The 12487-nt window shown below is 34.7% G+C and carries 12 protein-coding genes; 4 read left to right on the top strand and 8 right to left on the bottom strand.

What is annotated here, in order from left to right:
* Window positions 1–65: 65 nt before the first annotated feature.
* Both AVL50_RS28325 and AVL50_RS28320 read right to left on the bottom strand, forming a co-directional pair.
* On the bottom strand, window positions 66–1886 hold the full coding sequence (locus tag AVL50_RS28325) for a T9SS type A sorting domain-containing protein (protein WP_062620720.1): 1821 nt from the start codon (window positions 1884–1886) through the stop codon (window positions 66–68).
* A 279-nt stretch (window positions 1887–2165) separates the two neighbouring features.
* Window positions 2166–2861 carry an SDR family oxidoreductase gene (locus tag AVL50_RS28320; RefSeq protein ID WP_062620718.1) on the bottom strand — a complete coding sequence of 232 codons (696 nt, stop codon included), beginning with the start codon at window positions 2859–2861 and terminating at the stop codon, window positions 2166–2168.
* A gap of 142 nt (window positions 2862–3003) precedes the next feature.
* On the opposite strand from AVL50_RS28320, the gene AVL50_RS28315 reads away from it, so the two are divergent.
* The 3 genes from AVL50_RS28315 (at window position 3004) to AVL50_RS28305 (ending at window position 5877) form a co-directional block, all read left to right on the top strand.
* Entirely contained in the window at window positions 3004–3414 is a 411-nt protein-coding gene (locus AVL50_RS28315) for a hypothetical protein (protein WP_157491645.1), read from the top strand.
* A gap of 118 nt (window positions 3415–3532) precedes the next feature.
* Entirely contained in the window at window positions 3533–3838 is a 306-nt protein-coding gene (locus AVL50_RS28310; RefSeq protein ID WP_062620714.1) for a hypothetical protein, read from the top strand.
* Between the two features lie 56 nt (window positions 3839–3894).
* A complete protein-coding gene (locus AVL50_RS28305; protein WP_062620712.1) occupies window positions 3895–5877 on the top strand; it encodes a TonB-dependent siderophore receptor in 1983 nt (660 codons plus the stop codon).
* A 308-nt stretch (window positions 5878–6185) separates the two neighbouring features.
* Here AVL50_RS28305 and AVL50_RS28300 read toward each other — a convergent pair whose 3' ends face one another.
* On the bottom strand, window positions 6186–7100 hold the full coding sequence (locus AVL50_RS28300; protein ID WP_062620710.1) for a WD40 repeat domain-containing protein: 915 nt from the start codon (window positions 7098–7100) through the stop codon (window positions 6186–6188).
* Window positions 7101–7177: 77 nt separating this feature from the next.
* Here AVL50_RS28300 and AVL50_RS28295 point away from each other — a divergent pair, with 77 nt between their 5' ends.
* Window positions 7178–7813, top strand: coding sequence for a 4'-phosphopantetheinyl transferase superfamily protein (locus AVL50_RS28295; protein WP_062620708.1), 636 nt, complete (start codon window positions 7178–7180; stop codon window positions 7811–7813).
* On the opposite strand, the gene AVL50_RS28290 is transcribed toward AVL50_RS28295, so the two are convergent.
* The 5 genes from AVL50_RS28290 to AVL50_RS28270 form a co-directional block, all read right to left on the bottom strand.
* Window positions 7804–8838, bottom strand: a complete 1035-nt coding sequence (locus AVL50_RS28290; RefSeq protein ID WP_157491642.1) for a phosphatase domain-containing protein — start codon at window positions 8836–8838, stop codon at window positions 7804–7806. The genes AVL50_RS28295 and AVL50_RS28290 overlap by 10 nt on opposite strands.
* A 222-nt stretch (window positions 8839–9060) precedes the next feature.
* Window positions 9061–9459 carry a hypothetical protein gene (locus AVL50_RS28285; protein ID WP_062620703.1) on the bottom strand — a complete coding sequence of 133 codons (399 nt, stop codon included), beginning with the start codon at window positions 9457–9459 and terminating at the stop codon, window positions 9061–9063.
* Window positions 9446–9997, bottom strand: coding sequence for an RNA polymerase sigma factor (locus tag AVL50_RS28280; RefSeq protein WP_062620701.1), 552 nt, complete (start codon window positions 9995–9997; stop codon window positions 9446–9448). The genes AVL50_RS28285 and AVL50_RS28280 overlap by 14 nt, the downstream gene beginning before the upstream one ends.
* Before the next feature lie 10 nt (window positions 9998–10007).
* Window positions 10008–11186 carry a hypothetical protein gene (locus tag AVL50_RS28275; protein ID WP_157491640.1) on the bottom strand — a complete coding sequence of 393 codons (1179 nt, stop codon included), beginning with the start codon at window positions 11184–11186 and terminating at the stop codon, window positions 10008–10010.
* Window positions 11187–11299: 113 nt separating this feature from the next.
* The gene (locus AVL50_RS28270) at window positions 11300–12466 is read right to left on the bottom strand and encodes a hypothetical protein (protein ID WP_062620697.1); all 1167 of its coding nucleotides are present in this window, start codon (window positions 12464–12466) and stop codon (window positions 11300–11302) included.
* Between the last annotated feature and the right edge of the window lie 21 nt (window positions 12467–12487).

Genomic DNA, 12487 nt, shown 5'->3' with positions numbered 1-12487 from the left:
ATTTGAATGAAAAAACACCAGCCTGAATCAAGCTAGTGTTTAAATCATGCTATACTATAATCCTATTACTTTTTGAATACTCTCTTCGTTACGCTTCTCGTCTTGATATAATACATACCTTGTTTTAAATTAGAGAAGTCAAACACCGAGATATATTCATTCTTACTAATAAGGTTGGCAGAAAGTGTAACCTCTTGACCAACGGAATTATAAATTCTCAATTGATCTCTTTCTAACGCCGAACCTTCTACACACACTTCGCTAGTCACTGGATTTGGGAAGACATTTACCTGCAACGCTAAAGTCCGTCCGACTGTAACTTTAGCCGTTTCACTGTATTCGTACTTTCCATCAAAATCCGTCTGTTTTAAATAGTAGTAGGATGTCCCTTCTAAAGGCGAATAATCTATCATTGAATATCTTAACGCTACAGAGGAGTTTCCAGCTCCATCTAAACGACCTAGTTCCTCCCATACTCTACCATCTCTTGAACGGTAAACTGTAAAATAATCGTTGTTGATTTCAGAAACTGTTTCCCATTCTAGATACACTTGTCCACTTGATGTCACTTCTGCTGTGAAATAGCTTAATACAATTGGTAAATCAACCAATTCCTGCACAGTTCCTAAAGTAAATCTAGCATTGTCTGTAATCTCACTAACGGCGGTAAATTGATAAATACCCTCACCCACTTTTACAGCTCCATCTATGCCAGTTTCATCGTCAAAACTTCCATCATTATTTGTGTCAACTAATAGTCTCAAGTCTGAAGGTTCGAGGGCTTCCATTTCTGATAAATCAAACTGAATATCAATCGACCCTACATCAATCGACCTTTTGATGATGTTGACTTCACTCACTCTCCACTCTCTTTCTAAACGAGCTGTCAAGTCAGAAGGCATATCCATATCATCTACCATTTCAAGGCTACCATTATTGTGTCCCCAAAACATAAACTCATTATTACCCAAATTAGAAGGATTAGATATTCTAACCACCCCCGTACCTTGTGCATCATCGTTTACATCAAGAAGTACTCTTCCAATACCCGCTACGTCATGATCAAAATCTCCATTTTCGGGGTTATCATGAGTATAAAGATCAAAAATTGAGGAAAGTTCAATCCCATATTTCGCTCCAAGGTAATTATGAATAAAATAGAGATTGAATACACTTACTTCCTCATAAACAATCACCTCCGCAATATCTCCATGAAAAGTATTGCTATGATGTCCGTGGCCAATTGTACCTATTGTAAAATTGGAAGAGTTTACACCACTTGAAAAAGAAGTGAATGTTGTTTCTATTCCAGCATCCTTAAAAACATAAGAAAGCGAGGAACTACTATTTTGAAAAGCAACTGAAGTGATTACAGGTGTATTTTCTGGGAAGATATCCCCAACACCTATTAATGTCCCAGCACCACTTCCAACTACATCACTATAATAACCACCATTATCCATAATGTAGCGTCCGCCATTCACTTTTTTATCACCCCATACACCACCAGAATTATTACTTGCAGGTATGTAAACAGCAATAATTGTGATGTTTGGATGAAGACCATTATTTATGGATAGATCTGTAGCTATTTGGTCATACTTATTTTTGCCAGATCTAATACCATCAAAAGTAATTGCATCATAGCCATTGATTGAAGAAGGATTGATTTTAATTCCTCCTGTAATAGTATTTTTTACCGAGTTACCCGATAAATCCTCAATCGAAATAATTTTATTTTCACTAATGATCCCTTCACTCGCATTTAACCAATATTTCAGGTTAGAAGAACCACCTGTGGAACCTACACCGCCCGGTCCCGTTTGGGCATAAGTCATTTGTAATGAACACACTACTGCTAATAAAAATCGTACAGCTTTCATCATAGTAAAACAATAAAAGTAACACGACATCAATATTTCAGAGGGCATTAAAACACAGTAATTGCTTTCGTTAGGACAGTTTATTATTTATCGAAATACAATATTTGATTTCAATTCTCTTTTGACTTCTATTAATGTCATAGATCAAATACTTTTTTTGTCATTTTTGGTTGATTCTGTTTACGTTTATTCGCTAAAACTTTTTACTTAAAAAAAAGAGAGGTCAACTTATTCAGTTACCTCTCTTCACACTGCCTTAATAAAAGCCTATTATACTTTTTTTTAGATATCTCCTAGTTGAGGTCTCACCACTAAGTCTTCCACTACAGCACTATCAGAAAGTTTGTAAGCCGACATCACTAGATCTGCAATATCTTCTGATTTCATAAAACGCTCTTCAGGTAAATCTACCCCTGCCCAGCTATTAGTGTAAGTAGCACCCGGCATCACAGAAGTGACTTTTACATTAAAAGGTTTCATTTCTTCTCTCAAGCATTTTGAAAAACCAAGCATCGCGTGTTTTGAGATAGAGTAAGAACCCCCATTGGCATACGCCATAAAAGAAGCTACTGAAGCAATGTTGAAAATATATCCTTTCTTATTATCGATCATCGTCTTGATCAATCCTCTTGTGATATAATAAGTAGAGTACATATTGGTTTGCATCATCATTTCAAAAGCCCCTTCATCTTCATCATGAATTGAACCCGGAACAAATACACCCGCATTATTGACCAATACTTCAATATCTTCCGCTTGTGCATTTACAAAATCAACGAAAGCTTTACATTCTTCTTTTTTGGAAACATCTGCTGAAAATGTTGCCACTTTAACATTGTGTGCATTTTCAACTGCCTCTTTCAAAGAGGAAAGATCTTCTTTGTTTCTAGCACATACTACTATATTTTTTCCTTCTTGAGCAAATTTCTCAATGATTGCTCTACCAATACCTTTAGTGCCTCCAGTGACAACGATCATAATGTTCTGATTTTAAGTACTATTCGTTTTGTATAAACTCTAACTTTTAACATAACAAGTCAAAACATGTCATGCGAAGTCTTCTATATTTCTTAATTTTGAATATCGAAACTAAATCAAAAAACTTATTTTACCTAATACAATGAGACGCCTAATTTTATTTTCTATACTAAGCTTGCTATGCACAGGTGTTTTTGCACAAAGTACATCTATTGCATCGTCTGAGTCTTATCAAAACTTCAGAACAAAAGCGAAAAATAGCATTTTTGACATGATGGAAAGATCTACTGACAGTACAGTTCATACGTTAGGAGATATTTCATGCGACATTTTTTCTAAAAACAATGGAATGAATGAATCAAAAATTAAAATCATCATTTCAGAAATGCAGCATCTTTTAGATACTGAATATGGGCACGATTTTAAAAATATTCAGTACCATGGAGCTCAGAAATCCACTTGTGATGGTATTGAGACTGTGGAAATTATTAAAAGTAATAGCTTCAAAATTGAGAACTTTGTGTCTTCTTACTTAAAGAGGTATTTCAAATAACATGACTTTCAACCATAAAAAAACGTTAAAAAGTCACCGTTAATATATGTTATTAGTTGATTAACATTACATAACTCTACCATATTTTTCTCCTTACTTTGTAGTGTAATTTAAAGTCATGGGAGAAGAAGTATATTTTAAAAGATGGACACGAAAAGGCTATGCCGTTTTTAACTCTTTGAAAAAAGAGATTAAGATCTGTATGCTCGATATTCAGCTCCACTTTCAATCTCCTCAGATCATCCTTGAGGGCCGTATTGCAAAGGTCCTATTTTCAAGTGATGAAGAAGAGCTAAACGATGATATTCCTTCGCTACAAATCGCTGATTTTAATTCAATTTTAGTTTATAATGAAGCTTTTGTGAACAAAACTCCCAATTTGGGACCTTTGAAATCACAGCTTTGTAATATTTTTATACAATGAAGCACTGATCATAGATCTAAGTATCTATTGGTCAGTGCTTTTTTTCGTTTTTAAGCATGAAAAAACACTCTACAACATTAATTGCATTCTTACTCCTAAACCTGATTGGTTCATTCGCTTTCGCACAAAAAAAAGTTGAACAGGATAGCTCGTCTATGTCATCTTACTATCTGGATGAGATTTCTGTAAACTCAGGTAGAGTACCTCAAGTATATTCTGAACAGGCTAGAATTATCACTTATATCAATGCAGAAGATTTACAAGAAATGCCTGCACAAAGTTTTGATCAAGTACTGGGTAATGTAGCCGGTGTGGATATGCGATCACGTGGACCTTTTGGGGTTCAAGGAGATGTTAATATTCGTGGCGGTTCTTTTGACCAATCATTAATCATGTTGAACGGCGTCAATATGAACAACCCTCAAACTGGACACCTCAATTTATTCGTTCCAGTGGATATGGAAGCGGCTTATGCGGTTGAAGTATTGGAAGGTCCTGCCTCTAGAGTATTTGGTGCCAATGCATTTACTGGAGCTATCAATATTCAAACAAAACCTCTTGATAAAAATAATATCTATTTACATGCATTAGCTGGTGAACATGGGCTTCAGAAATATACAGGAAGAGTTAACTTAACTTCAGGTAAAACACGTCACTTGATTACTGCATCACATAAAAAATCAGACGGCTACATTGATAATACTGACTTTAATGATGTAACCGCATTCTATCACGGTAGTTATGATGTAAAAGGTGGTACTTTTGATTTAACAGCTGGTCTTTCTGATAAAGGTTTTGGTGCGAACTCTTTCTACACTCCGGCTTACCCTAATCAGTATGAAAGAAATAAATTGTATCACGGTTCTTTAAGGTTCACTAATAACGGAACAATTAAAGTTAGCCCGACAATTTATTGGAATAGAACATACGATAGATTTGAACTGTTCAGAGAGAACCCAGCTTCTTGGTACACTCACCACAATTACCACCAAATGGATGCGGCAGGTGTGAATGTTAATACTATCATTCCTTCAAAACTTGGTGTTACTTCAATTGGTGTTGATGCTCGCTATGAAGGTATTTTAAGTAATGTGCTAGGAACTCCTCTTGACAATCCAATTGGAATTGATGGTGTAGAAAACACTCAATATACTCACGGAAAAGAAAGATATAATTATAGTCTTTTCTTAGAACACAATATTGTACTAGGGAAATTCACTGCATCAGCAGGCTTAATGTTCAATTACAACACTCAGTTAGCAGAATCGAGTGATGGTTTTGATATTTTTCCAGGTGCAGACCTTTCTTACCAAATTAGTGAAAGTTCTAGAATTTTTGGTACTATCAATACAGCAATGCGTATCCCTACTTACACTGACTTATATTATGATGGGCCAACAAACGTGGGTAACGACTCTTTAAAAGAAGAAAGAGCAACAACTATTGAATTGGGATACAAGATTGAGAAAAAAGGTTTTTCTGGTAGTGCTTCTGTTTTTAGAAGATATGGAAAAAATATCATTGACTGGGTAAGAACAAGTTCTGATGATCAATGGCAAGCACAAAACCTTACTTCATTGACCACTTCTGGTTTGACATTAAATGCAGGCCTGAATTTCAGACAAATTTTACATGAAGAAGCTTTCCTAAAAAATATCCGCTTCTCTTACATCTATTTGAATGTAGATAAGGAAGCTAGTGAGGATCTAATTTCAAACTATGTATTAGATCACCTAAATCACAAAGCCACTATGGGTATTTCACATCATTTATTCTTGAAGAATTTAAATGCTGATTGGCAATTGGTATATCAAGATAGAAATGGTACTTACACTGCATATAATCCTGAAGGTGCAGGTGTTGAAACGCCATATGATCCTTTCTTTACTGTTGATTTAAGGATCAGTTACACTTGGAAGAACCTATATTTCTATGGTGAAGGAAGCAACCTATTTGATGTACAATATAACGATATTGGAAATGTACCTCAGCCAGGAAGATGGTTGAGAGCTGGTGTAAGAATGAACTTGGATTTCTAATCCAATTACTTTTCACTTATTAGTGTGTATAGCCACAATGTCTAAGCAATTAGCGTTGTGGCTTTTTCATGCGTAATTTTGAGCATAAAAAAACGCCTCGGCAACACCAAAGCGTTTATTATTTTTCGCTCAAAATAATTAAAAGTTTTACCTTCTAATTAAAATTCTTTGTTACATAATAAATAAATTATTAATTGGTATTTCTTTTTTTTGCTATTTCTATAATTTAGAATATTGTTACGTAAAATTATAGACTCCATGAAGGGAAGTCAATACCCACAAATAGGTATTTTTACATAAATTTTACATTATAATCCTTGAATTTTCCAAGCTGAAGCCGAATGATCGTCAGAAACGGAGATCACTACGTCTTCTCCAACCCACGCCAAACGGTTTACTGATGTGCCATGTCCAGCATGTCTTGCTTTATCAACAACTTTCAACAGTCTCCAATCTTCGGTTCTCCAAATTTTAACGGATTTATCCTTACTACAAGTCGCAAAGTATTTACCATCTTTTCTAAATACAATATCATTGATAGTATACATGTGGGCTACAATGTCCTCTTGAGTTTCTATAAATCCATCTAAATTCCACACACGTAAGTGAGCATCTCTACTTCCACTCACCAAATACTGTTGATCTGGAGTAACTGTCAATGCAAAAACACTATTCAAATGCCCCACAAGTTCTCTTACTTCTGACAAGCTTTCCATCGTATAACCTTTAATGGTATGATCACTGCACCCTACCCATACATTTTTTCGCTTTGCATCAATAGCCACTGAACGGATGGATTTTTCTGAAACTTTGACTTTTTTAGTAATTGTCCATGTTGATAAATCTACAACGTAAAGCCATCCATCACCTGTTCCAATAAATAGCTCATTTTGGAATCTTTCTATACCAAAAACTGCCTGATCTGTTAGTTTTAAAGATTTAAGCTCTTTTCCTGAAGCAATATCCAGTAGATGAATACCATCTCCATTTTGACCTACCACCAATAAATTTTCCTCCACCAAGGGACACATTGAATAAACAGTATTGGGAACTTTAGCAATTAACTTTCCTTTATCAGGATCATCCAATTGCCATTCTACCACAAAACCATCTGCACCTGCAGTATAAAATTTCCCTTTATCATCAAAGTGTATTACACTATATAAACCATCTTTATGACCTCCAAACGTGGCCAATTTTTCTACTTCTAATATCTGTCTCATCTTGAAATTTAATTGTGATAACAAATATCTTACTTTTTTGTTTCATTTATTCAATCTGTCTGCCATATCTTTGCAAAATGGGAATTGTAAAATATGAACATCTAACAAAAAACATCTCCTTTTTGGTGTGGGCTATTGAGGAAAGCGAAGAAGCACTTTTACCTTTTCTTAAAAATACAGATTGTAATTTTGAGCATATAAAAAACCAGAAAGTAAGGTTAGAAAGTATCGCTGCAAGAGTAGCATTACATCACCTTTTGGAAGACAGTCCCGTTGAATTTAAGGGAATAAAAAAAGAAGATAGTGGTAAGCCGTCCTTAATTCATGATGAATATGGTATTTCTCTTTCCCATTCAAAAGGCTACGCGGCCGCTATTATTGATCGTTCTCAGAAAAATATTGGTATTGATATTGAAAATATTCAACCTAAAGTACTTCGATTACTACCAAGGTTTGGAAATGAGGAAGAGTTGCACTTTGCACAAAGCCAAGGCGAAGATCCTACAAACGCTACACAAATATGGACCATCAAAGAAGCTGTATATAAGGCTTTTGGAAAACTAAATATAGAGTTCAAGAGTCAGATACAAACCGTTTTTCAAAATTCACTCCCGTCAAAGGTTAAAATCAAAGAAGTAGAACAGGAATTTGTAGAATATCAACTTCACGTGGAAGAATATAAAACCCTCAAAATTGCGATTGCTTACCTGTGAGATTGAAGTTTTTCCTCCTTTAAATTTAAACGGTTAAACCATCTTCTTTCCAAACGCATCGCTTCTTTAGGATCATGGAAAATGTGGAATGGAATATCCAAGGCCAATAAATCTTTTTTGATCTTAAGCATTTCCACATCCTTTTTCCCTGAAGAGACATCTCGAATCATGATGCCAGAAATGTTATCAGGAAACTTTTCTGCTATAAACTTATAAGTATACGGATCCCTCTGTCCGCTGTCACCAATCAATAAAAATTTGCTTTTCGGAAACTTATCAATCAAGTAGGAAATACGGTCAATTTTATGCTGAGATTTCTGTAATCCAATGCCGATATTTTTTCTATTAGAGATAAAATCTTTCCAATTTTTATGGTATCTCAAATAAATTGGACCTTTAGGAAACTCCCTTGTCGACAAGAATAATTTAATGATCCAGAAAAGATTCATTTCACTATTGGAGACATAGAAAAAAGAGGCTCCTTGTGCTTTCATTTCATTGTAAAACTTACTCATTGCCTTCACTTCTTTTCTTTTGAAAGCATGCTTTACAATGGTCTGAGGAATACGTTTCAAAAATGAAGTAGCGTGTGTAATCAATACCGTATCATCGATATCAGAAATGACCATATATTTCCTGTGTTCGGAAATCCTTTTGATACCTCCTTTTGAAATACTTGGCAGTTTGATCTTCTGTGTTAAAGCTTTATCCAAATAAAATTTCAAAGAAGTGTTCAGTTCCTTATCTGTATAATTTTTCTTTAATGTAAACTCAGATCTGAAATACCCATTTTCATCTAAATCAATTTCAAAAATCTCCTCCTCTATTTTTGCATAAATATGAGCTTGAGTAATCGGATTTTGATTGTACAACTTCCATAAACGCGACACATGTCTTCTAAATCCTTCTGGTTTCTGAGAAAGATCCAACAAGCCTGTTTTAAAAATGAGCAATTGCCCTTCTAGTGAAAGTATATTTTTATGTTCAAAGCCAATTAATGGCAATAAAACCGTTGATTTACTCAAAATGAGATAAGATTTAATGAAAAATGATTAACACAACTTGAATCTAATCTATTTTTGGTAAATGTGCATGATTTAATTGGGGAATTTGAATGAAGAGTTGAGAGTTTTGGAGCTATAAAGTGATTTCATTGAGATGCCAATGCTCTCTAAAAGAAAATTAAAAACTCACCACAAACTGCCAAAAATCTCAACTCAAATAACGCGTTTTGAAGATCTTTTCAATCAAAGATTCACTACTAAACTGCTAGGATAATTTTCCTCTGTAAGTGGAGTACTTTGAGGTGACACATCGTCTTTTACAGTAATATTTTTTTCATTTTGAAACATATAGAACTGTAAAATAAAACTCAGTAAAACAGCCAATACAATCCCTGCCACAGCCTTATAAACAGGTATAGATTGATAAAAATAATTTATTGTCTTTCCTTTTTCAGCCACCAAAGAAGGTGTTTCTATAGTTATAGAAGCATCTACTTCTTTAAATTCATGTATCATAGCATAGTTTTCCTGATACTCCTCCTCCGTCATATTTTTCAATACTAATTCCTGCTCTTCAGAAGTAAGTTCCTCAAAGCTTTTCTGAGAGAACAAATCAAACAATCTATCTTCAAAATTTTCCATTGTATTCCGTTTTAAATTCTTTCATTTTAGACCTCATATTTTTCATCGCATAGAAAAGTCTGGACTTCACTGTCCCTTTACTGCATTGCATGGTTTCTGCAATTTCCTGAATACTCAAATTATCCAGATACTTCAAAACAAACGTTTCCCTATGCAAAGCACTCAGCGTACTCAATACCATTTGCATTTTTTGAAGTTGAAAAGTCCTACTTCCATCCTCTTTCCCCTCTTCCTGTACCACTGAAGGTTCATGATCTGAGAAGCGATCCAGCTTTCTTTTCTCATTCAGCCACTGATTTTTCCCTATCACATACAGCCAGACTTTGAAGCTCTTTTTAGCATTAAAAACATAAGACTTATGCAGTAATTTCACGAAAGTATGCTGTGCAATTTCCTTTCCCTGTTCCATACTGCCTGACATCCAGCCTATGTATTTTGAAAGCGATACAAAATACTTATGGTATAAAACTTCAAAAGCTTTCTGATTGCCCAACTCCAGAAATTGCATCATCAACTCTTCATCTGTTAAGTTTTCCATTTATAACATCTTATTTATACCATGCTTCAATCTCTGCCTGCCTTCCACTATTGACCGCTATCTGATGCATCAATTGATTGTACTTTTCAGCTTTTCGCTGATCCTCAACTGTTGCATAATGCTTTTTCAATTTGTTCAGACCTGGAATATAGGTAGCATTGAGGTACTTTTGAATAATAGCATCGTGAGGATGAAATTGGTAATTTGTCATCAGATAATCAAGGTTATATCTATTTTCAAAGTTATCAATGGCCAAAGACAGGTTATCCAATGCCTCTTCACTGTATTGAAATACAACTCCTGTCAGGTACATATTCTCTTTGATTCCCAATTTTTCAAAAAGTTGAATATCTGTTCCGCATCCAAAATAAATTTGATAAGTGCTCTTTGATTGCTCAATGATATAAGTAACAATTGCATTTTTGAAAGTTGCCATATCTGCAAAATCACTCAGTTTCTTAGAGTAATTTCTGATTCCTAAATGCTGACAAACCTTGTTTCGGTATTTTTCATGATAACCCAACAGCCACTCATTAACAATAAATGCATTCTCCCCCACTCCGTTAGCCAATTGTAATACATGTCTTGGCAAAGTATCCATATCACCATGAGAAAAGATGATGGATTGCCCTCTAGTAGAAACAAGCACATTATGATTCCATAAATAGGCCTGATTTGAATATAGGTTGCTTTCATAAATTCTCAGAGCCACCTCTTTCGCCTCACTCCAATCTTGGTCAATGATATACCTTGTCAATAACCCTTCATAAGTTTCTATTCTATCCGGATTGATCACATACGCCTTTTTCAGATAATCAAAAGCTTTTTCTCCATCATCAGTATTGACACTTTCCATCAAGAAATACTCGTACTTCTGACCGATATGCTTTTTTGATGCATTGATAATGGGCTGAAGTTTTACAAATATTGCCCCTCTATCGTTGTTCCAAGTTGACATATCATCTCTCTGGTAAAACGCTCGCATTGCTTTGTAATAATTATACCAGGCATTAGCATTTTGTGGTTCCTTTTGAGTTTTGCCTTTCCAAAGTTCTGACTGTTGCTGATAGTATTCCTTTGTCTTGGTTTCTTTCGCAATACCCAATATCTCTTGAGCATCTTGAGCAAAAGCTATAACAGTGGTAAAGGATAAAATGATTGTAAAAAGAGTTATTATTTTCTTGTTCATGTGTAAAAATTTAAGTGATTTTTGTTGTAGTACACATGAAAAAATGAAAGGTTCAAAGTTCATGACAAAAAAATAAAAAAACTGTGAAGTTGCCCCCACAGTTTTTAAAATTTCTATTCTGTCACTATCACCCAAGGAATATCCAAATACCCCTTCAAGTAATAAACGTTTACTGTATTTCCAGCCTCCATCTGATCATAAAAATCTTCTGAAACCGTAACAGTTTCAGGTTCTATCTGATCTCCCCAAGGCGTCAATTCAAATTTATAAGTTGTTGTTTTACCTGTATGCTTCATTTTTTGAATAATCTCAGCTCGATAAGCAACAGGCTCACTTTCATCATACACACAATTTGTGGTAATAATTACACCACCGCTGTACAACAATAAAATGGTAGAGATTCCAAAAAGTGCTCCAATACCTTTCGCTGTCTTCAAATCGAATTCTTTATGAGCAACGGCTACAGCACCTCCTATAAGAATTAATAACAACACTAGCAACGGTCCCCATAAATTACTGTAGTCATATATATTGAAATCAAATACGGCTCTTACAAGCAATCCAATAGAAGGTAAAACTATTGCAACCATAATGGAAGGGTAAGCACTTTCTTTATTTTCATTGAGCCTTATTAGACCTTTAAAAAACGGCAGCACTAAAATGGCCAGTATAGGTGTTATAATGGATAATATAATTGACAATTCATAAGGTGCAGTGATGAATAAAGTATATGCACCTACTCCTCCACCAAAAACGTTAAACCCTAAAGCCACATTTTTTGCAACACCAAGTTTTTCTTCCCTTTCTTCAACGGTTCTACCGTATTCATCATTCGACAAAATTTCTTGGGTTTCCTTCTCTTTATTGACTTCATTCAAGTCTTGAAAATTGGAGTACAGCCACTCAAAAATTTCTTGCTTGTTTTCGAAATATTGTCCAAAACGAATCCTTTTATAGGCCTTAGACTTTGTTTCTATATAAGTATATTTATCATCTGTCCTAAATCCGCTCACCTCAGACAGTGGCAAATCTCTATTGGTAAACAATGAACGCTTTCCTATTGATGTATTTGTAATAATTATTTTACTTTTAGCAGCATCAAAGATAGCTATGGTCATTAAAATGATCATCGGGATGGCGGCTATTCCAAAAAATAACACCATATCATCATCAGATTTGAGTAATCCATAGATTGGTAAAAATGTAAATAAAGCGATCATCAATGAGCCAGCCACATAGATAAACAGTGCCCAGCCTTTTGCTATTTTGTATTCTTTCATAAAATAAGAGTGCTTTAAGTT

The organism is Flammeovirga sp. SJP92, from assembly GCF_001583495.1.
Taxonomy (GTDB): Bacteria; Bacteroidota; Bacteroidia; order Cytophagales; family Flammeovirgaceae; genus Flammeovirga.
Note: the sequence above shows the minus strand (reverse complement) of the source record. Positions and strands in the feature narration are given on the sequence as shown.

What these genes read in the sequence shown, in the direction of transcription:
- AVL50_RS28285 (WP_062620703.1), bottom strand. Translation starts at nt 9,459, where the DNA reads ATGGAAAATTTTGAAGATAGATTGTTTGATTTGTTCTCTCAGAAAAGC.
- AVL50_RS28270 (WP_062620697.1), bottom strand. Translation starts at nt 12,466, where the DNA reads ATGAAAGAATACAAAATAGCAAAAGGCTGGGCACTGTTTATCTATGTG.
- AVL50_RS28300 (WP_062620710.1), bottom strand. Translation starts at nt 7,100, where the DNA reads ATGAGACAGATATTAGAAGTAGAAAAATTGGCCACGTTTGGAGGTCAT.
- AVL50_RS28280 (WP_062620701.1), bottom strand. Translation starts at nt 9,997, where the DNA reads ATGGAAAACTTAACAGATGAAGAGTTGATGATGCAATTTCTGGAGTTG.
- AVL50_RS28275 (WP_157491640.1), bottom strand. Translation starts at nt 11,186, where the DNA reads ATGAACAAGAAAATAATAACTCTTTTTACAATCATTTTATCCTTTACC.
- AVL50_RS28305 (WP_062620712.1), top strand. Translation starts at nt 3,895, where the DNA reads ATGAAAAAACACTCTACAACATTAATTGCATTCTTACTCCTAAACCTG.
- AVL50_RS28325 (WP_062620720.1), bottom strand. Translation starts at nt 1,886, where the DNA reads ATGATGAAAGCTGTACGATTTTTATTAGCAGTAGTGTGTTCATTACAA.
- AVL50_RS28310 (WP_062620714.1), top strand. Translation starts at nt 3,533, where the DNA reads ATGGGAGAAGAAGTATATTTTAAAAGATGGACACGAAAAGGCTATGCC.
- AVL50_RS28320 (WP_062620718.1), bottom strand. Translation starts at nt 2,861, where the DNA reads ATGATCGTTGTCACTGGAGGCACTAAAGGTATTGGTAGAGCAATCATT.
- AVL50_RS28295 (WP_062620708.1), top strand. Translation starts at nt 7,178, where the DNA reads ATGGGAATTGTAAAATATGAACATCTAACAAAAAACATCTCCTTTTTG.
- AVL50_RS28315 (WP_157491645.1), top strand. Translation starts at nt 3,004, where the DNA reads ATGAGACGCCTAATTTTATTTTCTATACTAAGCTTGCTATGCACAGGT.